Annotated in this window: 20 protein-coding genes; 9 read left to right on the top strand and 11 right to left on the bottom strand. The window is 73.6% G+C overall.

What is annotated here, in order from left to right; translation table 11 throughout:
- The 6 genes from RF647_RS12450 to RF647_RS12475 all read right to left on the bottom strand — a co-directional run bounded on the left by RF647_RS12450 (window position 1) and on the right by RF647_RS12475 (window position 7,100).
- The gene (locus RF647_RS12450; RefSeq protein ID WP_368811980.1) at window positions 1-807 is read right to left on the bottom strand and encodes an ABC transporter permease; all 807 of its coding nucleotides are present in this window, start codon (window positions 805-807) and stop codon (window positions 1-3) included.
- Complete coding sequence (gene modA, locus RF647_RS12455) at window positions 804-1,562, bottom strand: molybdate ABC transporter substrate-binding protein (RefSeq protein ID WP_368811981.1); 759 nt, start codon at window positions 1,560-1,562, stop codon at window positions 804-806. The genes RF647_RS12450 and modA overlap by 4 nt, the downstream gene beginning before the upstream one ends.
- Window positions 1,563-1,569: 7 nt before the next feature.
- A complete protein-coding gene (locus RF647_RS12460; RefSeq protein WP_017833044.1) occupies window positions 1,570-1,968 on the bottom strand; it encodes a molybdopterin-binding protein in 399 nt (132 codons plus the stop codon).
- 61 nt (window positions 1,969-2,029) lie between these two features.
- A complete protein-coding gene (gene recQ / locus RF647_RS12465; protein WP_368811982.1) occupies window positions 2,030-3,835 on the bottom strand; it encodes a DNA helicase RecQ in 1,806 nt (601 codons plus the stop codon).
- Window positions 3,832-6,186, bottom strand: a complete 2,355-nt coding sequence (locus RF647_RS12470) for a glycoside hydrolase family 65 protein (RefSeq protein ID WP_368811983.1) — start codon at window positions 6,184-6,186, stop codon at window positions 3,832-3,834. The genes recQ and RF647_RS12470 overlap by 4 nt, the downstream gene beginning before the upstream one ends.
- A gap of 50 nt (window positions 6,187-6,236) precedes the next feature.
- Window positions 6,237-7,100 (bottom strand): enoyl-CoA hydratase, encoded by an 864-nt coding sequence (locus RF647_RS12475; protein WP_368811984.1) that lies wholly within the window; start codon window positions 7,098-7,100, stop codon window positions 6,237-6,239.
- Window positions 7,101-7,254: 154 nt separating this feature from the next.
- On the opposite strand from RF647_RS12475, the gene nadE reads away from it, so the two are divergent.
- A complete protein-coding gene (nadE, locus tag RF647_RS12480) occupies window positions 7,255-8,079 on the top strand; it encodes an ammonia-dependent NAD(+) synthetase (protein WP_368811985.1) in 825 nt (274 codons plus the stop codon).
- A 114-nt stretch (window positions 8,080-8,193) separates the two neighbouring features.
- Entirely contained in the window at window positions 8,194-8,640 is a 447-nt protein-coding gene (locus tag RF647_RS12485) for a hypothetical protein (protein WP_368811986.1), read from the top strand.
- A 238-nt stretch (window positions 8,641-8,878) separates the two neighbouring features.
- Here the strand turns inward: RF647_RS12485 and RF647_RS12490 are convergent, their stop codons facing one another.
- The 4 genes from RF647_RS12490 to RF647_RS12505 all read right to left on the bottom strand — a co-directional run bounded on the left by RF647_RS12490 (window position 8,879) and on the right by RF647_RS12505 (window position 12,358).
- Complete coding sequence (locus tag RF647_RS12490) at window positions 8,879-10,162, bottom strand: CAP domain-containing protein (RefSeq protein ID WP_368811987.1); 1,284 nt, start codon at window positions 10,160-10,162, stop codon at window positions 8,879-8,881.
- Between the two features lie 138 nt (window positions 10,163-10,300).
- Window positions 10,301-11,026: a hypothetical protein gene (locus tag RF647_RS12495; protein WP_368811988.1), complete on the bottom strand. Its 726-nt coding sequence runs from the start codon at window positions 11,024-11,026 to the stop codon at window positions 10,301-10,303.
- A 13-nt stretch (window positions 11,027-11,039) separates the two neighbouring features.
- Window positions 11,040-11,963: an ATP-binding cassette domain-containing protein gene (locus tag RF647_RS12500; RefSeq protein ID WP_368811989.1), complete on the bottom strand. Its 924-nt coding sequence runs from the start codon at window positions 11,961-11,963 to the stop codon at window positions 11,040-11,042.
- Entirely contained in the window at window positions 11,960-12,358 is a 399-nt protein-coding gene (locus RF647_RS12505; protein WP_017833036.1) for a GntR family transcriptional regulator, read from the bottom strand. The genes RF647_RS12500 and RF647_RS12505 overlap by 4 nt, the downstream gene beginning before the upstream one ends.
- 113 nt (window positions 12,359-12,471) lie before the next feature.
- Here RF647_RS12505 and RF647_RS12510 point away from each other — a divergent pair, with 113 nt between their 5' ends.
- Window positions 12,472-13,278 carry an exodeoxyribonuclease III gene (locus RF647_RS12510; protein ID WP_368811990.1) on the top strand — a complete coding sequence of 269 codons (807 nt, stop codon included), beginning with the start codon at window positions 12,472-12,474 and terminating at the stop codon, window positions 13,276-13,278.
- Window positions 13,279-13,284: 6 nt separating this feature from the next.
- On the top strand, window positions 13,285-14,157 hold the full coding sequence (locus RF647_RS12515; RefSeq protein ID WP_368811991.1) for a hypothetical protein: 873 nt from the start codon (window positions 13,285-13,287) through the stop codon (window positions 14,155-14,157).
- A gap of 7 nt (window positions 14,158-14,164) precedes the next feature.
- On the opposite strand, the gene RF647_RS12520 is transcribed toward RF647_RS12515, so the two are convergent.
- Entirely contained in the window at window positions 14,165-15,220 is a 1,056-nt protein-coding gene (locus RF647_RS12520; RefSeq protein ID WP_368811992.1) for a LacI family DNA-binding transcriptional regulator, read from the bottom strand.
- A gap of 196 nt (window positions 15,221-15,416) precedes the next feature.
- Here RF647_RS12520 and RF647_RS12525 point away from each other — a divergent pair, with 196 nt between their 5' ends.
- The 5 genes from RF647_RS12525 to RF647_RS12545 all read left to right on the top strand — a co-directional run bounded on the left by RF647_RS12525 (window position 15,417) and on the right by RF647_RS12545 (window position 20,851).
- Window positions 15,417-16,781, top strand: a complete 1,365-nt coding sequence (locus RF647_RS12525) for an ABC transporter substrate-binding protein (protein WP_368811993.1) — start codon at window positions 15,417-15,419, stop codon at window positions 16,779-16,781.
- A complete protein-coding gene (locus RF647_RS12530) occupies window positions 16,778-17,758 on the top strand; it encodes a carbohydrate ABC transporter permease (protein WP_368811994.1) in 981 nt (326 codons plus the stop codon). The genes RF647_RS12525 and RF647_RS12530 overlap by 4 nt, the downstream gene beginning before the upstream one ends.
- Before the next feature lie 2 nt (window positions 17,759-17,760).
- Window positions 17,761-18,585, top strand: coding sequence for a carbohydrate ABC transporter permease (locus RF647_RS12535; RefSeq protein WP_368811995.1), 825 nt, complete (start codon window positions 17,761-17,763; stop codon window positions 18,583-18,585).
- Between the two features lie 113 nt (window positions 18,586-18,698).
- Complete coding sequence (locus tag RF647_RS12540; RefSeq protein ID WP_368811996.1) at window positions 18,699-20,354, top strand: glycoside hydrolase family 13 protein; 1,656 nt, start codon at window positions 18,699-18,701, stop codon at window positions 20,352-20,354.
- A gap of 191 nt (window positions 20,355-20,545) precedes the next feature.
- Window positions 20,546-20,851: a DUF4193 domain-containing protein gene (locus RF647_RS12545; protein WP_368811997.1), complete on the top strand. Its 306-nt coding sequence runs from the start codon at window positions 20,546-20,548 to the stop codon at window positions 20,849-20,851.
- The last annotated feature ends 60 nt before the right edge of the window (window positions 20,852-20,911 follow it).

Below are 20,911 nucleotides of genomic sequence, written 5' to 3' on the forward strand. Positions count from 1 at the left end.
TCACCGCCGGCTCGCCGTCCGGCGCACGGGGGCGGAGAGCCCCACGACGAGGACCGCCACGACCACGAGCACGAGCGAGAGGGCGACGGCGGCGTCCGGGTCCGTCTCCCGCAGCAGGTAGATCTCCAGGGGCAGGGTCCGGGTGGTCCCCTGCAGGCTGCCGGCGAAGGTCAGGGTGGCCCCGAACTCGCCCAGGCAGCGGGCGAAGGAGAGCACCGCGCCGGACGCCAGCCCCGGCAGCACCAGCGGGAGGGTGACCCGGCGCAGCACGGTGGTGGGCCGGGCGCCGAGCGTGGCCGCGACCTCCTCGTAGCCCGCCGCCGCGCTGCGCAGCGCCCCCTCGAGGCTGACCACGAGGAACGGCAGCGCCACGAACGTCTGGGCGAGCACCACGGCCACGGTGGTGAAGGCGATGCTGATCCCCGCCAGCTCGAGGTGGCGCCCCACGAGCCCGTGGCGCCCGAAGGTGTGGAGCAGGGCGATCCCGCCGACCACGGGCGGCAGCACGAGCGGCAGCAGCACCAGCGCCCGCAGCAGCCGTGCCCCGGGCAGCCGGGCGCGGGCCAGCACCAGGGCCAGCGGGGCGCCCAGGAGCACGCACAGCGCGGTGGAGACGGTCGCGGTGCGCAGGCTCAGCCACAGCGCGGTGCGGGAGGACTCGGAGGTGATCAGGCCGAGGAAACCGCCCCCGTCCACCCGGGCGAGCATCCCGAGGACCGGCAGGACCACCACCAGGGCGCCCAGGGCCGCCGGGATCCACACCCAGCCGGGGACGGTGCTGAACCCGCGGGGACGACGCCGGGTCACGGCGCCCCGAACCCCGCCCCGGCCAGGACCTCCCGGCCGCGGTCGCCGGCGACGAGCTCGGTGAACTGCCGGGCGAGCTCCGGCTCGTCGGAGTCCGTGAGCGCGGCGACGGGGGAACGGGTGACGGCCTGCGCCGCCTGCGGGACCTCGACGACCTCGACCGCGTCCCCGGCCGAGCGTGCGTCCGTGGCGTAGACCAGGCCGGCGTCCGCCTGGCCCGAGACGACCTTGCCGAGCACGTCCGTCACGGAGCCCTCCTCGCTCACCGGGCTCAGCCGCACGCCCGAGGACTCCTGGACCCGCTCGCCGGCGGCGCCGCACGGCACCTGCGGGGCGCACACCACGACCTGCACGCCCGGCTCCGCCAAGTCCTGGAAGGACGCGACGTCGGCGGGGTTGCCGGCGGGCACGACCACGGTCAGGACGTTGGTCGCGAAGACCTCGGGCTCGCCGTCGACCAGGCCGGCCGCCACGGCCCCGGCCATGCTCCGCTCGTCCGCGGTGGCGAGGACGTCGGCGGGCGCCCCCTCCGTGAGCTGCTGGACCAGGGTGGAGGACCCGGCGAAGCTCAGGGACACCTCGACCCCCGGGTGCTGCGCCTCGAACTGCTCGGCGAGCTCGGTGAAGGTGCCGGTGAGGGAGGCGGCGGCGTGGACGTCGAGAACGGTCGCGGGGTCCCCACCGGCCCCGCACCCGGTGGCGCCGAGGTCGAGGGCGGCGAGGAGGACGGCCGCGGCGGGGGCCCTGGCGCGCACCGCCGCCTCACGCCCCGGGGGTCTCGACGACGACACTGGTCGACTTGACGACGGCCGTGGCCACGCGGCCGGGCTCCAGGCCCAGGTCCCGGACGGCCTCGGTGCTCATGAGCGAGACCACCCGGTGCGGACCGCACTGCAGCTCCACCTGGGACATCACGGTGTCCGAGACGACCTCGGTGACCAGTCCCACGAACCGGTTGCGCGCCGAGCTGGCGACGTGCGCGGGGTCCTCGGGCCGGACGGCGCGCTCCTTGAGCAGGCGGGCCAGCTCCAGTCCGTCGACCACGGTCTGGCCGGTCGCGCTCCGGGTGCTGTGCAGCGCGCCCTGGTCGATCCAGCGCCGGACGGTGTCGTCGCTGACGCCGAGGAAGCGGGCGGCTTCGGCGATCCTGAGCTCGGTCATGGCGCCATGCTATCCGCACCTGCGGTCATTCGTCCGGCATTGCATCCGCAGGTGCGGATCCTCAGGCGTCGGCGACGACCTGGCGGACGGCCTCGCCGTAGCGCTCGAGCTTGGCGTCGCCGACGCCGGAGATGCCGCGCAGCTCCCCCAGCGAGCTCGGCCGGGCCTGGGCGATCGCGGCGAGGGTCGCGTCGTTGAAGACGACGTACGCCGGCACGCCCTGCTCCTTCGCCACGGCGGAGCGCCAGGCCCGCAGCTGCTGGAAGAGCTCCTGCTGGGGCTGGTCGAGGACCGGGGGCGCGGCGCCGGTCCTCGGCGTGCGGACGGTCCTGGCCCGCTCCGGCTCGCGCCGCAGGCGCACCTCCCGCTGCCCGCGCAGCACCTCCCCGGCGGCCTCGGTGAGCGCCAGGACGCCGTACTCGCCCTGCACCTGGAGCAGGCCCTGGGCGAGCAGCTGGCGCACCACCCCGCGCCACTCCTGGTCGCTCAGCTCGGTGCCGATGCCGAACGTGGTGAGCTCGGTGTGGCGCATCCGCACCACCCGCTCGGTCTCCCGGCCGAGCAGGATGTCCACCAGGTGCCCGGCGCCGAACTGCTGGCCCCGCTCCCGCTGCAGCCGCACGATCGTGGACATGAGCTTCTGCGCCGGGACCGTGCCGTCGAAGGCCTCGGGCGGGTCCAGGCACGTGTCGCAGTTGCCGCACGGCTCGCTCGCCTCGCCGAAGTAGCGCAGCAGCTGCCGGCGGCGGCACTGCACCGTCTCGCACAGCGCGAGCATCGCGTCCAGGTGCAGCGTCTGGGCGCGCTTGCGCTGCCGGTCCCCCTCGCCGTCCTCGATCATCCGGCGCTGCTGGACGACGTCCTGCAGCCCGTAGGCCAGCCACGCCGTCGACGGCAGCCCGTCGCGCCCGGCGCGCCCGGTCTCCTGGTAGTAGCCCTCGACGCTCTTGGGCAGGTCGAGGTGGGCGACGAAGCGCACGTCGGGCTTGTCGATCCCCATGCCGAAGGCGATGGTCGCGACCATGACGACGCCGTCCTCGCGCAGGAAGCGGGTCTGGTGCTGCGAGCGCACCTCGGCGGGCAGGCCGGCGTGGTACGGCAGCGCGGTGACGCCCTGGCCGGCCAGCCACTCCGCGGTGCGCTCGACCGAGGCGCGGCTGAGGCAGTAGACGATGCCGGCCTCGCCGTCGTGCTCGGTCCGGATGAGCTGGAGCAGCTGTCGGCGGGCGTCCTTCTTGGGCCCGACCCGGTACTGGATGTTGGGGCGGTCGAAGCTGGAGACGAAGACCCGGGCGTCGTCCAGGCGGAGGTTGTGGACGATCTCCTCGCGCGTCTCCGCGGTCGCGGTGGCGGTGAGGGCGATGCGCGGGACCCCGGGCCAGCGGTCGTGGAGGATCGTCAGCCCGAGGTAGTCGGGGCGGAAGTCGTGGCCCCACTGGGCCACGCAGTGCGCCTCGTCGACGGCGAAGAGCGCGATGCGGGCGCGGTCGAGCAGGTCGGCCGCGACCGGGAGTCGCTCGGGAGCGAGGTAGAGCAGGTCGAGCTCGCCGGCCAGGAGACGACGCTCGACGGCGCGGCGCTCCTCGACGGTCTGGGTGGAGTTGAGGTACGCGGCGCGCACGCCGACCTGCTCGAGGGCGTCGACCTGGTCGTGCATGAGCGCGATGAGCGGGCTGATGACCACCCCGGTGCCCTCCCGGACGAGCGCCGGGATCTGGTAGCACAGGCTCTTGCCGCCGCCGGTGGGCATGAGCACGAGGGCGTCCTCGCCGCCGGTGACCGCGTCGATGATCTCGGCCTGCTGCCCGCGGAAGGCGTCGTAGCCCCAGACGCGGGTGAGCACCTCGAGGGGCGCGGGGCGCGTCACGGCGTGCGGGGGGCGCGCGGGGCGCGTCCCGGGGGCTGGCGCGGGGTGGGGGTGGGCGGGTGCGGCGTGTGCAGCGGCGCGGTCGCGGGGCGGTCGGCCGTGACGGCCAAGGCCTGGCCGTCGATCCGCAGCGCCACCTCGCCGGCGTCCCCGTCCAGGACCCGCACGGTCGTGCCCGAGCGGGTGATCTCCACGCCGAGCCGGCGGCCGTGCCACCGGAGGCGGAAGGCGATCCGGTGCAGCCGCTCCGGGAGCCGGGGGGCCAGGCACAGCTCGCCCCCGTTCGTGTCCAGTCCCCCGAACCCGCAGACCACGGCCAGCCACGACCCGGCGGCGGAGGCCAGGTGCAGCCCCTGCTCGGCGTCCTGCTGGATGTCCCGCAGGTCCACGAGGGCGGACTCGCGCAGGTGCTCCAGGGCGAGGTCCAGGTGGCCCACGCGGGCGCAGACCACGGCCTGGACGCAGGCCGAGAGGGACGAGTCGCGGACGGTGCGCTGCTCGTAGTAGTCCAGGTCCCGGGCGGTCTGCTCCGGGGTGAACGCCTCGGCGCACCACCACAGGGCGAGGACCAGGTCCGCCTGCTTGACGATCTGGCGGCGGTAGATCTTGGCGTAGTGGAAGTGCTCCTCCACGGGGTAGCCGTCGCGCTTGGCCTCGAAGTCCCACTCGCGGTAGGTCGTGAACCCCTCGTTGGCGGGGTGCACGCCGCGCACGGCGTCGTAGGGGACGTGGAGCGCGTCCGCCAGGGCCCGCCACCGCTGGAGCTCGTCCGCCGTCACGGAGAGCCGCCCCACGTGCTCGGGGTGCTCCTCGCACGCGTCGGCGGCCGCCCGGAGGTTGCGCCGGGCCATGAGGTTGGTGAAGACGTTGTCGTCCACCACGCCGGTGTACTCGTCCGGCCCGGTCATACCGAGGAGGTGGATGCCGCCCTCGTGGTCCTCGTGCACCATGGCCGCCCACACACGCGCCGTCTCCACCAGGACGTCGACCCCGCCGACCTCGGTGAGGTCCTCGCCGGTGGCGTCGGCCCACCAGCGGAAGGCCCGCGCGATGTCGGCGTTGACGTGCATGGCCGCCGTGCTGGCCGGCCAGTACGCCGACGTCTCGTGCCCGTCGATGGTGCGCCACGGGAAGGAGGCGCCGCCCAGGTCCAGGACCTGCGCCCGCTCCCGGGCCCGGTCCAGGGTCGAGGAGCGCCACTGCAGGAGCCGGGCGGCGTCCCGGGGGCGCAGCAGCGCCAGGGCCGGCAGCACGAAGCCCTCGATGTCCCAGAAGGTGTGCCCGCTGTACCCGCCGCCGGTCAACCCCTTCGCCCCGACCGGGGCGCGGCTGACGCAGGCCGCCGCCTGCAGGAGCTGGAACAGGTCGAAGCGGATCGCCAGCTGCAGCTCGGGGTCGCTGTCGATCTCCACCTCGGCGCCGTCCCAGTACTCGTCCAGCTCCGCCCGCTGGTCGGCGAGCAGCCCGTCCCAGCCGCGCCGCCGAGCCCCGGTCATCGCGGCGAGCACCCGCTCCCGCAGGTCGGCCGAGGGGTCCGCGTCCGAGGACGCGTGGCAGAGGTACTTGACGAAGCCCACCCGCTGCCCGGGCCGGAGGTCGGTCACGACGGTGGTGACCACCTGGTCGTCGTCGCACTGCGTGCTCACGGCGCCTCCGGCCGGCAGGTCGACCTCGTGCTCGACCGCCGCGGCCACCCCGATCCCGCTCCCGTGGGTGCGGTGGACCAGGACGCCGCCGGTCTCGTGGCAGCGGCTCAGGCGGGCGCGGAACGGCTGCTCCAGGACCGCTGCCACGCGCGGGTCCTCGTTCTCCACCTTGGGCGGGGTGCCGTTGACGACCAGGTCTGAGCGCAGCACCGCCTGGACCGTGCGGTCCAGCGCCTCGACCTCGTAGCGGATCGCCGTGACGGAGCGCTGGGTCAGCGAGACCAGGCGGGTGGACGTCAGGCGCATCCGGGCGCCGCGCGGGGTGACCCACTCCGTCTCGCGGCGCAGCGTGCCCGCGCGCAGGTCGAGCACGCGGTCGTGCTGCTCCGGCGGGGACTCCCGGACGTCCAGCGGCACCCCGTCCACCTGCAGGCGCACGGTGCTCCCGTCGGCCACGCCGATGATGGCCTGCCCGTGCTCCGGGTGCCCGTAGCCGCCCTCGGGGTAGGACAGCGGGTGGTACTCGTAGACCCCCGCCAGGAAGGTCCCGCGGGAGGCGCTGGGCTGCGCCTCGTCCAGCGTGCCCCGGACGCCGACGTACCCGTTGGACAGGGCGAAGACGGACTCCAGGGCGCCGTGCGCGCCGGGGTCGAGAGCGGACTCGCGGACCTGCCAGACGGAGGCATCGTTCGACGGTTGAGGCATGGCACCACGTTAGCCTCCGCGGCCGGGCGGCACCCGGCCGCGGCGGGGGTTCAGCGGTGCGTGAACCGCGGCTCGCGCTTCTCCGCGAACGCGGCCATGCCCTCCTTCTGGTCCTCGGTGGCGAACAGCGCGTGGAAGAGCCGCCGCTCGAGGTGCACGCCCTGCGCGAGGGTGGTCTCGAACGCGGTGTCCACGGCCTCCTTGGCCGCCAGGACCGAGGGCAGGGACTTCGCCGCGATGGTCGCGGCGACTTCCAGGGCCTCCGCCAGCAGGTCCGCGGCGGGCACCACGCGGGAGACGAGACCCGCCCGCTCCGCCTCCGCGGCGTCGAGGTGCCGGCCGGTGAGGACCATGTCCATGGCCTTGGCCTTGCCCACCGCACGGGCCAGGCGCTGGGAGCCGCCCATCCCGGGGATCACCCCGAGGTTGATCTCGGGCTGCCCGAAGCGGGCCGTGTCCGCGGCGATCAGCAGGTCGCACATCATCGCGAGCTCGCACCCCCCGCCCAGGGCGTAGCCCGAGACCGCGGCGACCACGGGGGTGCGCACCCGGGTGAAGGCGTCCCAGCCCGCGAACCAGTCCGCGAGGTACATCTCCGGGGCGCTGCGCCCCGCCATCTCCTTGATGTCGGCGCCGGCGGCGAAGGCCTTCTCCGAGCCGGTGAGGACGATCGCCCCGATCCCGGGGTCGGCGTCCAGGGCGGTGGACGCGGCGACGACCTCCCGCAGGGTCGCGGCGTCGAGGGCGTTGAGCGCCCGCGGCCGGTTCAGGGTGATGATCCCGACCCTCCCGCGGGTCTCAACCAGGATGTTCTCGTACGTGCTCCCCGAGGCGTTCTGGGAGGCGTTCTGGGAGGTGTTCCCCGGGGTGTCCTCGGCGGTGTTCCGGCGGTCGGTCCCGTGCTGCTCGCTCATGCTGCGCTCCTGGTTCGCTCGGTCGGTCGGATCCCGGTGCTCCCGGGGGCGGCTCCGGTGCGGGGGCATGGCCCGCATCCTACGCAAGGGCCCCGCCGTTCCGGGACCGTGTTCCCCTTGCCCTCCCGGGCGCGGCCCGCACTAGCATGGGCCCATGCGGACACTGCAGGCAGCAATCATCGAAGAGATGGGCGTGAAGCCCGAGATCGACCCCGAGCAGGAGATCGAGACGCGCGTCGGCTTCCTCTGCGACTACCTGCGGGCCAGCGGCACGAAGGGCTTCGTGCTCGGCATCAGCGGGGGCCTCGACTCCACTCTGGCCGGCCGGCTCGCCCAGCTGGCGGTCGAGCGGGTGCGCGCCGAGGGCGGCGAGGCGGAGTTCGTGGGCGTGCGCCTGCCCCACCGGAAGCAGCACGACGAGGAGGACGCCCAGGCGGCCCTGCGCTTCGTCGCCGCCGACCGCACCATCACCTACGACATCGCCCCGGCGGTGGACGGCTTCGAGCACGGCTACGAGGGCGCCACGGACCGGGGAATCTCCGACTTCAACAAGGGCAACATCAAGGCCCGGATGCGGATGATCGCGCAGTACGCGATCGCCGGGGAGCACAACTACCTGGTGATCGGCACCGACCACGGCGCCGAGTCCGTGACCGGGTTCTTCACCAAGTACGGCGACGGCGGGGCGGACGTGCTGCCGCTGTTCGGGCTCGACAAGCGGCAGAACCGTCTCCTCGCGAAGACCCTCGGCGCCGAGGAGCGGCTGTGGGCGAAGGCCCCCACCGCCGACCTGCTCGACGACGCCCCGGGCCAGACCGACGAGGCGGAGCTCGGGCTGTCCTACGACGACATCGACGACTACCTCGAGGGCCGCGAGGTCGCCGACACCGTGGCCGAGCAGATCGAGCACCGCTGGCGCATCACCCGGCACAAGCGCACGACCCCCGCCACGATCCTCGACGACTGGTGGCGCTCCTGACGCCCGGAGCGCCCGTACCACCACGGAGCCGCGCACCCTGATCGGGGTGCGCGGCTCCGTCGTCGTCGGGGCCCCTCGGCTCAGCGAGTCGGAGGTGCTGGGGAGAATGGTTCCATGACGGCGACGGCGCAGCGGCGGACCCGGTTCCAGGCGATGGCGCAGGCCGAGGTCGCGATGTCCGTGCACGGGTTCCTCCGCCCGGACCCGCTGAACCCGCTGGCCGAGGCGGAGCACCAGCTGCTCGTGGACGTCGCGGCCGAGGTCGGTCCGGCCCTGCGGCTGCCGGCGGGCACGGACGGCAGCCCGCGCGGGGGCACGGCCGGGCACGCCGCGGTCCTGGAGTGGACCTCACCGGGCGGGCTCGTGCACCGCACCGCACCCGAGCACACCGTTGCCGACACCGCACCCGACCGCCGGAGCGCCCCGGCCACCGGCCGGCCGCCCGGCAACCCTCCGCCCGTGGGTCCGGCCGCTGATCCTCCGCCCGGCGACCTCCGACTCGACGATCTCCCGTCCGACGCCCCCGGCCGTTCTGAGACCGGCGAGCCCGCGTCTTCCTGATTCCGGCTCCCTCGAGGCCGGTGTCGTGGTGAGGTGATCCGGACCGGCCGCGCGAGGGCGCCTGTTGCCCACGGCCGGGAACGACCCGCAGCCGTTTCCCCTGAGCATCCCCTCAGGTCACCGGGGCAGGAACCGCGGTGGAACCGCGGTGGAACCGCCGAACCGTGCTCGCGCCACGTCGGAACACCCCCGGCTCGGCCGATCCCACCGCACGGAGGGACCCTCGACGGCTTCGGGCTCAGCGGGTGACCCAGGTGCGCCCCGCGGCGTAGTGGACGGTGACGCCCTTCGAGAAGCGCTGGCGCACCTCGGCGCCGTAGCGGTACTCGTCGGTGACGGGGAAGCCCCAGCCGCGCTCGGAGCCCGCGGCCTTCCAGGCCCGCCCGATGGCCCCGTACTGCTTGACCGCGCGGGAACCCGTGCCGGGACTCCACAGGAGCATGGTGGAGCGACCGTCGCGGCGGAAGACCTGGTACGCCCCACCGGTCGCCGGGCGCTCGTCCGTGACGGGCAGGCCGAAGTGGTGCTCCCGGCCGGCCGCGACCCACCGGCCACCGATGGATCCGTAGTTCTTCACGGCCATCGCGCCGTAGCCGGGGGCCCAGTAGACGGTGGTGGTGCGGGTGCCCTTCCGGAACTGCTGGTAGACGCCGCCCTCGATCAGGCCGCCGCGCTCGTTCATGGTGGGCTCCCCGAGCACGGCCGCCCCGCCCAGACGCTGGTACTTGGTGCCGATCGCCCCCCGGACGGCGTAGGACGGCGCCGTCACCGGCGGTGCGGTCACCGGCGGCACGAACCCCTGCGCCGGGCTCGCGACCGTCCCGGGCACGGCCTGCCCGGCCGGATAGGCGTAGTAGTAGATCGTCAGGTAGGTCTCCCACCCGGAGCCGCCCGAGCCCGACGTGGCGACGTGACTCACCCCGATCCCGAGGTGGGTCAGGTCCCGGGCGAACTGGTCGGTCCCGTTGCGGGGGAAGAAGTCCAGCAGGTAGTGCGCGAGCGCCTCGACCGCCTCGACGCCCTCGAAGGGGCCGGTGAAGACGCCCTTCCCGTAGTACTGGTCCATCCGGATCCCCCCGGCGGGGGCGCCTACCCAGGGGTCCGGGTTGCGGGACTCCTTGCGGGCCCCGGCCATGGTCTCCGCCCACTGCTGGGCGTTGCGGGACAGCGCGGTGTTGTAGACCAGCGGGGCGCGCCTCGCCTGGCCGCGGTGGTCGTTGACGATTTTGAAGGCCTCGGTGATGTCCTCGACCGTGGTCGGGTGGGCGCCGGCCGACGCCGTCCCGGCCAGGCCGCCGGCGGCCGGGTCCTCCGCGGCCGCCGGCGCCGGCGCCCCGGCCGGGGCCGCGTCGGTGCCCGAGCCTCCGTGCAGGCTCAGGGCGGGCGCGCCCGCGGTGCCGGCCGGCTCGGCCGGACCGGACAGCTCGGCCGGAGGAGTCGGGGCTGCGAGCGCGGCCGGGACTCCGCCGAGGAGGAGGGCGAAGGTGGTGGACACGACGAGCGCGGTCCGTGCGAGGTTCATGGGGGTCTCTCCCTGCTGGGGGCGGCGCCGCCGGGGGCACGGGCCAGCAGGAAATTAGCATGTGCAACCACTGTGGGGAAGGGCGCGCGGGGAAACCCCTGGTCCCCCGGCGCGGCGGCGCTCGCCGCGCCGGGGTGCTCAGCGGACGGAGACCCGGCGGTACAGGCCCCAGCCCAGCAGCACGAGCAGCACGGGCGCCGCCGCGGCCAGGAGCACGAGTCCCGCCGGGACCCCCGCGGCCCCCGCGCCGACGGCCGCGGCGGAGCCCGCTCCGGTCGCGGCGGCCCACACCAGCACGGCCAGGGTCGTCACGACGGTCCCGATGATGGACAGCGTCAGCGCCACGGGGCCGCCCCGGACGTACACCGTGGCGAAGACCGCCCCGACCAGCTGCGCCCCGAGGTAGACCAGGAAGGCCACGAGGAGGGCCCACGCCGGGGACCCTCCGGCGAAGAGGTGGACGTCGAAGGCGGGCAGGCCCAAGAACCAGCCGCCGGTGGCGCGCTCCAGGAGCAGGAACACGGTGAGGACGGTCGCGGCCAGCAGGGCGTGGAGCACGAACGTCAGCACCGAGCCCCACCACATCGACCGGCGGGTGGCCCCCAGCGCCAGGGCGAGGGGCGTGCTCGTGCCGATCACCTGGGCGGCGTGGACGAGCAGGGCGATCCCGGGCCACCAGAGCAGGACCTGGTTGTAGCGCAGGCCCTCGGCCACGGCGCCCACCGGGGCGCCCAGGACCACGTGCAGCACGACCCCGGCGAGCAGGCTGAGCAGCCCGGACACCGTGATCACGCCCACGACCATCCAGACCCCGGCGGACCGGTTGACGGTGTTGAGCTTGAGGACAGGGGTGAGTCGTGACATGGCGGAGGTCCTCTCAGGCGTTCTGGAGCTGGTCGGCGGGCACCGGGACGAGCCCGTGGGCGGCCACGGCCGACTGCAGGGAGACGGCGTCGATCTCGATCCCGTGGCGCGCGGCGGCCGCCCGGGCGTCGTCGTCGTGGGGCGCCGCCACGGTCACGGTGCGCAGCGCCCCGATCCGCTGCTCGCGGGAGACCTGCTGCTCGAGCCGCCGCTCGGCCAGGTAGCCGGCGACGTCGGCGGCGGGACCCGCGACCGTGTGGGCGCTGGCGCGGGCGGTCTCGAGACCGGCGTCCAGCACGAGCCGCCCGCGGTCGAGGAGCAGGACGTGGTCGAGGAGGTTGGCGACCTCGTCGACCAGGTGCGTGGAGATCACCACGGTGCGCGGGTGCCGCGCGAAGTCCTCGAGGAGCCGGTCGTAGAACAGCTCCCGGGCCACCGGGTCCAGCCCGCCGTAGGGCTCGTCCAGCATCGTGAGCTCCGCGCGGGACGCGAGGCCCAGGACGATGCCGAGGGCCGTGTGCTGACCCGTGGAGAGCTTCTTGATCCTGGTCCGCGACGGGAGCCGGAGGTCCTCGGCGAGACCGCGGGCGAGCTCCTCGTCCCAGCCGGGGTAGAACGCCGGCGCGGCGTCGAGGACGTGGCGGACCCGGAACTCCTCAGGGTAGCGCTGCCGGTCCCGCAGCAGCACCGTGCGGGAGAGCGCCTCGGGGTTCTCCCACCCGGGGCGGACGAACAGCTCGACCCGCCCGCCCCGGTCGGGGCGGACCTGCTGGCCGATCACGGACAGCAGGGTGGTCTTGCCGGAGCCGTTGCGTCCCACGAGTCCGTAGATCCGGTCCGGGGCGAGATCGAGGTCGACGCCGTCGAGGGCCCGGGTCTCCCGGTAGGTGCGGGAGACGCCGCGCAGGGCGACGACGGGGGCTGGCGTGCCGTTCATGGGGTGGACTCCTGACGGGTCGGTGCGGCGGCCTCGGACCGGCCGAGGGCGGAACGGACGAGGTCGAGGACGTCCCCCGGCGGGAGCCGGAGGGAGTGTGCCTCGGTGACGAGCGGTGCCACGTAGCGGTCGGCGAACTCCTGCCGCCGCTGCTCGAGGAGCCGTTCCCGGGCGCCGGCGGCGACGAACATGCCGATGCCGCGGCGCTTGTAGAGGATCCCCCGGTCCACGAGCCGGTTGACGCCCTTGCCGGCGGTGGCCGGGTTGATCCGGTAGAAGGCGGCGAACTCGTTGGTGGACGGGACCTGGGTCTCCTCCGGGTAGGCGCCCGCGAGGATGTCGGCGCAGATCCGTTCGGCGATCTGCTGGAAGATCGGGCGGTCGTCGGCGATCACGGCCATCTCCCTCACTGGTTCATTAGTTATGTAACTAACCATGGCACCTGGCCCGGTGCTGCGCAAGGGGGTGCTGCGAATTCCCGTCCGGGGCAGCCGGTAACGTGGGGCCCATGAGGATCGCCACCTGGAACGTGAACTCCGTCCGCGCCCGCGCCGACCGCGTGGAGGCGTGGCTGCAGCGCTCGGACGTGGACGTCCTGGCCATGCAGGAGACCAAGGCGAAGGACGACAACTTCCCCTGGGAGCTCTTCGAGTACATGGGCTACGACGTCGCCCACTTCGGCCTCAGCCAGTGGAACGGCGTGGCGATCGCCTCCCGGGTGGGCCTCGAGGACGTCGAGCGCACCTTCCCGGACCAGCCCTCCTTCGGCAAGCCCGGCGAGGAGCCCGTACAGGAGGCCCGCGCGATCGGCGCCACGTGCGCCGGCGTGCGCGTCTGGTCCCTCTACGTCCCCAACGGCCGCGGCCTGGAGGACCCGCACATGCCCTACAAGCTGGAGTGGCTGCGCGTGCTCAAGGACCACGCCAAGCGGTGGGTCGACGATGACCCGCAGGCGCAGGTCGCCCTGGTGGGCGACTGGAACGTGGCCCCGCAGGACGAGGACGTGTGGGACATGCAGTTCTTCCTGGACAACGGCCTGACCCACGTCAGCGCGCCCGAGCGCGCCGCCTTCGGCGCCTTCCTCGAGGAGGCCGGCTACCAGGACGTGGTCCGCCCCCGGCACCCCGGCCCGGGCGTCTACACGTACTGGGACTACAAGGGCCTGCGCTTCCCGAAGAAGGAGGGCATGCGCATCGACTTCCAGCTCTACTCCCCCGCCCTGGCCGGCCGCGTCACCGACGCGTCGATCGACCGCGAGGAGCGCAAGGGCAAGGGCGCCTCGGACCACGCCCCCGTCGTCGTCGAGATCGCCTGAGCCGCCGTGGCCCAGCTGCTGCAGGTCGGCCGGACGTTCCGCTCGGCCACCGGGATCCCCCACCAGTTCGCCCTGCGGGTGTACGTGCCCGCCGAGGAGCTCGACGCCGTGTACGCCCCGCTGGTGCCCCGGGCGCTGTCCCCCGAGGAGGCCGGGGTCAACGAGCTGACCGAGCAGCTCGCCCGCCTGGCCGAGCCGGGCCAGGAGCCCCTGCCCCCGGCCGTGGAGCCGCTGTGGACCCTGCCGTTCTCCGCGGCGCCCCGGGGCCGGGACATGCTCGCGGCCGGGGCCGGGGACTTCCCCGTCTACCACCCCCCGCAGCGGCTGCGGCGCTCGCTGCGGCTCGTGGCGCTCGCCGAGGAGGAGGGCGGCCAGCCCCTGCCCAACCTGCTCATCCCCGAGGACGCCGTCCGGGCCGCGGGCGATCGCGTGAGCCGGGAGCACTTCGTGCCCGTCCACGCGCGCCAGTCCGCCTTCACCGTCCCCATGGCGTGGTTCTCCCTCTTCACCGCCCAGGACCACACCGAGAGCTTCCACCACGGCAACCGCGTGCACCGGTGCGCGGTGCCGGTGGACCTCGCGACCCGTCGCGTGGTGCGCGCCGCGCAGGTGGTGGAGGACGCGGGCGGCGAGGACCTCGAGGACCTCGCCGAGGACCTCACGCACCTGGGCCGGTGGCTCGGGGCGTTCTCCGCCAACTCCCTCGTGGTCCTGCACTACGGCTCGCTCGCGGACCCGTTCCAGCCGGACGAGAGCCCGCAGGACTTCTCGGACGCCGTGGAGCTGCTGGCCGCGCGGGACACCCACGGCGCCGCCGTGGCGTTCCGCCGACTCATGCACCGCTGGCTGCGCCTCGCGCACCTGGAGAGCGCCAGCTGACACCGGACTAGGGCCGGGCGGTGTCCTGCGCGGCCTGCGCCGGCCCGGCCCGGTCGAGGCGTGCCGTGCTGCTGCGCACGACGACGCGGGTGGGCAGCTTCTGCGCCAGGTCCGGCTCCTCCCCGCGCAGCAGGGCCAGCAGCAGGCGCCCGGCCCGCAGCCCCTGGTCCCGGACGGGCTGGCGCACGGTGGTGAGGTCGACCAGCTCCGCCAGGGGGTGGTCGTCGATGCCGATGACGGAGACGTCCTCGGGCACGCGCAGACCGGCGCGCCGGATGGTGCGCATCGCGCCCAGTGCCATCTCGTCGGAGTGGGCCAGGACGGCGGTGGGGAGGTCGCGGACGCTGAGCAGCCGCTCCATGGCCTCGGCCGCCGGGACCCCGCCCCACGCGGTGGTGACGACCAGCTCCTCGTCGACCGGGACGTCGGCGCGGGCCATGGCCTCGTAGAAGCCCCGGGTGCGTCCGCGGTGGACCGGCTGGTCGGTGCGGTCCGGATCGACGGCGGTGATCATGGCGATCCGTCGGTGGCCGAGGCGCAGCAGGTGCTCCGTGGCCTGGCGCACGGCGGCGGCGTCGTCGATGGAGACGTAGGGGTAGGTCGCGTCCTGGCCGCCGGCGGCGACGATGGTGACGCCCATCAGCTCCAGGCGGCGCCGTTCGTGGTCGGTGACCGGAACGGCGACCACCACGACCGCGTCGACCTTCCGGCGGGCGGGCAGGTGCTCGAAGAACGCGTGCCGGCCCTCGGGCTCGCCCACGTGGTACAGCAGCACGTCGTGGCCGGCCTCCCGCAGCACGTCCTCGAGACCGCTGACCATCTCCCCGAAGTACCAGCGGTCCAGGTGGGGGACGACCAGGGCCACGCTGCGGGTGGCGCCGGTGGCCAGGCGCGAGGCCTCCGGGGAGGCGACGTACTCCAGCCGGCGGGCGACCTCGGCGACCCGTTCCCTGGTGGTCGCGGCGACCCCGTAGGCGCTGTTGAGCGCCCGGGAGGCGGTGGCCAGGGAGACGCCGGCCTCGCGGGCGACATCGGCCAGACCGACGGACTTCGAGGAGTTCATAGCCCCAGTGTAGATGTTTAGGAAGCGCTTTCTACATACCGCCGCGAACGGCACGGCCGCACCCTCCCGCTCGGAAGCACCTTCCCGTGCTGCGTCGCTTTCCAAGGGTTGACACTCTTCCGGTATGACATGGATCATATTCGGAAGCGCTTCCGAAAAGGGGAGGCGCAGCCACCCTTCCGGAGGAGGAAGTCCCATGACCGATCGACTGGTCGCCCAGGATTCTGCCCGTCTGACCCGCACGAGGCTGCGCGTGCTGGGAGCGGGCGCCTGCGCGCTGTTCGCCCTGGCGGCCTGCGCGCCTCCCGGGGCCGGCTCGGCCCCCGCCGCTCCCGAGGCGGCCCCCACGGACGTCTCCACCGACCTGGGCGAGGAGCCCGTCGAGCTGACCCTCTACGACGGTGCCGGGCTGAGGGCCAAGGACGAGGCGCTGATCGAGGCCTTCACCGAGAAGCACCCCAACGTGACCATCACCGGCCGCTACGACCCCGACGACGTGCAGGCCCAGAACTCCCCGCGCGTGCTGGCCTCGGACGACCCGCCGGACATCGCCCGGGTGATCGCCCTGTCCGACGTGGCCGGCGACGGGCTGCTGACCGACCTGGACGCCTACGCCGACGCCTACGGCTGGGACGACCTGCCGGAGGGCCAGCTGGCCCAGTACCGGGTGGACGAGGACGGGGTCCGCGGCGAGGGCTCCCAGTACACGCTGGCCGACGGCTTCACCGTGACCGGCTTCTACTACAACAAGGACCTGGCCGAGCAGCTGGGCATGACCACCCCGCCGCAGACCGTGGACGAGCTCGAGGACCTGCTGGCCCGGGCCGAGGAGTCCGGCACCGTGCCGATCATGGCCGGCAACCAGACCGGCCAGGTGATGACCACCACCCAGATGCTCCTCAACAACGCCCTGGGCGCCGAGGCGGTCAACGAGTGGGTCTTCCACGCCCCGGAGGCCTCGATCGACACCCCCGAGGCCGCCGAGGCCCTGGCCACGGTCCAGGACTGGGCCGAGGCCGGGTACTTCCCCGCGGACACCAACGGCACCGACGCCACCGGGGCGCTGGGGCGCTTCGCCAGCGGCGAGGCCCTGTTCTACGCCTCCGGGAACTGGGACGCCGCCGCCCTGGACGAGCAGATGGGCGAGAACGTCGGGTTCTTCCTCCCCCCGGCTCCCGAGGGCGGCGAACCGGCGACGATGTCGGACCCGGCCTCCAACTTTGCCATCCCGGCCGGCGCCGACGACAAGGACGCCGCCGCCGCGTTCCTGGACTTCCTGCGCAGCGAGGAGGCTCGCCAGGTCGTCGCCGACGCCGGCTTCGCCCCCTCCGGCGAGGGCGAGGTCCCGGCCACCGAGGAGGGCTCGGTCAAGGCCCAGATCCAGGAAGCCTTCGCACAGCTGGTGGAGGCCGACGGGCAGGTGCAGTTCGTGCAGAACGCCACCAACGGCCTGACCACCACCTGGAACTCCGAGGCCCAGCGCCTGGTCGAGGGCGCCACGAGCCCGGAGGACATGCTGGCCGCGGTCCAGCGCCAGTACGAGAGCGAGCTGGGTCGATGAGCTCCCTCGACGGCTCCACCGGCCCCCTGCAGGGCATGGTCCTGCCCACCCCCGCGCCGGCGGAGGACACCGGGCGGCAGGACCGAGCCGAGCAGGTGGGCCGCCCGCGGCGACGGCGGCGGCGGAACTGGGGCGGCTGGCTGTTCGCCGCACCGGCGGCGCTCATGTACGCGGTGTTCGTGCTGCGCCCGCTGGCCGCCTCGGTCCAGTACTCCTTCTACGACTGGGACGGCATCACCGTGGCCACGTTCGTGGGCCTGGAGAACTACGTGCAGGTCTTCACCGACCCGCAGCTGCTGTCCTCGATCTGGCACGCGTTCTTCCTGATCCTCTTCTTCACCGTCATTCCCGTCACGGTGGCGCTGCTGGTGGCCGGGCTGATCCGGGAGCTGCGCAGCAAGGGCCTGGGCAAGCTGGCCCAGACCCTGCTGTTCATCCCCTACGTCATCCCCGCCGCCGCGGCGGCGATCGCCTGGAGCTGGATGTACGCCACCACCGGAGCGGTCAACCAGCTCCTGTCGGCCGTCGGCCTGGAGTCCGTGACCCGCGCCTGGTTCGGGGACTTCACCTGGGCGCTGCCGGCGGTGGGTCTGATCGGGACCTGGATCAACCTCGGGTTCTGCACCATCCTGCTCATGTCCGGCATCGGCAAGATCGACACCTCCCTCTACGAGGCCGCCAAGCTGGACGGAGCCGGGTTCCTCCAGACCTTCCGCGCGATCACCCTGCCGGGGCTGCGCCAGGAGATCGGGGTGTGCGTGACCATCACGATCATCGCCGCCCTGGCCAGCTTCGACATCGTCTTCATGGCCACCCAGGGCGGGCCCGGCTACGCCACCATGGTGCCCGGTGTGCAGGTGTACCAGCTCGGTTTCACCGAGTCCCGCATCGGCCTGGCCTCCGCCCTCGCCCTGGTCCTCAGCGCCCTCGTGCTGGCCGTCATCCTGCCCCTCCAACGACTGTTCCGGGAGAAGTGAGCATGCGTACCTCCAAGAGCACCCAGATCCCCGGTGTGGCCCTGCTGCTGCTGGCGATGGCCTTCTCGATCTTCCCGCTGCTGAGCATGTTCTCCACCGCCCTGCAGCCCCAGGGCTCCGTGCCCGTGGGCCTGAGCTGGCCCGCCGATCCGCAGTGGCACAACTTCGTCGACGCCTGGAACGTCGCCGACATCACCACCCTGGCCGGCTCCAGCTTCCTGCTCGTGCTCGGCGTGGTGCCCCTCGGGGTGCTGCTGGCCACGATGGCCGGCTACGCCCTGGGCCAGCTGCGCATCCCCGGGGGGCCGGTCCTCTTCGTCCTGCTGCTGCTGGGGCTGACCCTGCCCTTCGAGGTCACGATCGTCCCGCTGTACCACCAGATCCGCGAGATGGGCCTGCTCAACACCCGGCTGGGGCTGATCCTGCCGCTGATCGGGCTGAACATGCCGTTCGCCGTGTTCTGGATGCGCGCCCACTTCCTCAACGCGCCCCAGGAGCTCTCCGAGGCCTCGAGCATGGACGGGGCCAACGCCTGGCAGTCCTTCCGCGCCATCCACCTGCCCCTGGCCCTGCCCTCGATCGCGTCCCTGGCGCTGCTGATGTTCATCTCCACCTGGAACCAGTTCCTGCTGGCGATCGTGCTGATGGACGACCCCGCCAAGCGCACCATGGCCGGTGCCCTGCAGAACTTCGTCGGCCAGTACTCCACCGACGTGGTCCTGCTCAACGCCGGATCCCTGCTGATCATGGCCCCGATGATCCTGGTGTTCCTCTTCTTCCAGCGCCACATCGTCAAGGCCATGCTCGCCGGCTCCGTGAAGGGCTGAGCCGGCCCACCCCTGCGCCACCGGCGGCGCCGTGCCCGTGCCGCCGGCGGCCGCCCACCCTGCCGGGGCCCGCGCGCCCCTCCCCCGACCCCTTTTCCACGGACGGAGCCCTCGTGCCCTCTTCTGCCCTCCCGCCCACCGTCGCCACCGATCCGGACTGGTGGCGCACCGCGGTCGTCTACCAGGTCTACCCCCGGTCCTTCGCCGACTCCGACGGCGACGGCGTCGGGGACCTGGGCGGGCTGCTCTCCCGCCTGCCGTACCTCGCCGCGCTGGGGGTCGACGCGATCTGGCTCAGCCCCTTCTACCCCTCCCCGCTGGCCGACGGCGGCTACGACATCAGCGACTACCGCGACGTCGACCCGCGCCTGGGCACCCTGGACGACTTCGACCGGGTCGTGGCCGCCGCCCACGGACTGGGGGTCAGGATCATCGTCGACATCGTCCCCAACCACACCTCCGACCAGCACCCCTGGTTCCAGGAGGCCCTCGCCTCCCCGAAGGGCTCCCCGGCCCGGGACCGCTACATCTTCCGGGACGGCACCGGCGACGACGGGGCGTGCCCGCCGGCGAACTGGGTCTCGCACTTCGGCGGCCCCGCCTGGGAGCGGCTGGCGGACGGCCAGTGGTACTGCCACCTGTTCGCCAAGGAGCAGCCCGACCTGAACTGGGACCACCCCGAGGTGCGCCAGTACTTCGAGGACACCCTGCGGTTCTGGGCCGACCGCGGCGTGGACGGCTTCCGCATCGACGTGGCCCACTCCCTGGCGAAGGACCTGTCCCACCCGCTGCGCGACCAGCCCACACTGGACCGCATGCTCCCGATGGACGGCACCGACCCCCTCTACGACCGGGAGGAGGTGCACACGATCTACCAGGAGTGGCGCCGGGTCTTCGACGAGTACGACCCTCCGCGGATGGCGGTCGCCGAGACGTGGCACCCGGTCAACGAGCGGACCTATCTCTACGCCCGCCCCACCGAGCTCGGGCAGGTCTTCGACTTCTCCCTGCTGAAGTCCCCGTGGGGCGCCGACCGCTTCCGGGCCGTGATCGACCAGGCAATGGCCGGCCACACCGGCGCCGGCGGCGGCCTCACCTGGGTGCTGTCCAACCACGACGTCCCCCGCCACGCCTCCCGCCTGGCGCTGCCGCACGACGCGGACCTCGACGAATGGCTGCTGGCCGACGGGCGCCACCCGGTGCTCGACCCGCGGCGGGGCCTGGACCGGGCGCGGGCGGCGACCCTGATGATGCTGGCCCTGCCCGGCTCCCCCTACCTGTACCAGGGCGAGGAGCTAGGCCTGCCCGAGGTCCCCGACCTCCCCCGCGAGGCCCTGCAGGACCCCGTGTGGGAACGCACCGGCCACACGCTCAAGGGACGCGACGGCGCCCGCGTCCCCCTGCCCTGGACCCGCACCGGCACCTCCTTCGGCTTCGGCGACGGCGGCGCCTGGCTCCCCCAGCCGGAGAGCTTCGGGGAGCTGTCGGTCGAGGCCCAGGACGGGGTGGACGGCTCGACCCTCGAGCTGTACCGGGCGGCCCTGCGGATCCGCCGGGCCCACCCCGGGCTCGGCACCGCCGGCTTCGCCTGGGCCGGGGCGCCGGCCCGGTGCCTGGCCTTCGACCGGGGGCCTGGCTTCCGGTGCCTGGTGAACCTCTCCGACGAGTGCGTCCCGCTGCCCGAGGACGCCGAGGTGCTGCTGGCCAGCGCCCCGGTCCCGGGCGGGCAGCTGCCGCCCGACCACACCGTCTGGCTGGCGGTCTTCTGAGCCCTCCGGGCACCGCCGGGACCCGATCCGGGCCCCTCCGCGGTGCGACGAGGATCACGCCCGAGACGCCGCACTTCGCCGGGACGCGCGAGGACTCGACAGTTGCCCATGTCGTAGGGGTACACTCTGGTCCTTCCGTGCAGGGCACCCTCTGCACAGCACCACCCCGTTCCAGGAGGACGCACCACATCATGGCCACCGATTACGACGCCCCGCGCACCCGGCCCGAGGACGAGCCGGCCAACGAGTCCCTGGAAGCAATCCAGGCCCAGCGCAGCGCCACCACCCAGACCGCGGTCATCGACGCCGAGGACTTCGACACCGCCGAGGGCATCGACCTGCCCGGCGCCGACCTCTCCCACGAAGAGCTCACCGTGGCCGTCATCCCGGAACAGGTCGACGAGTTCACCTGCGCCTCCTGCTTCCTGGTCCGGCACCGCTCCCAGCTGGCCCGCCAGGCCGGCGAGACGCGGTACTGCACCGACTGCGAGGGCTGAGCGGACCGTTCCGTCCGGCCCGCGCCCCGGTGCCGCCGCACCCCGTGATAGAACAGGCCG

The organism is Kocuria sp. CPCC 205263 (assembly GCF_040981075.1).
In the GTDB taxonomy this organism is placed as follows: domain Bacteria; phylum Actinomycetota; class Actinomycetes; order Actinomycetales; family Micrococcaceae; genus Kocuria; species Kocuria rosea.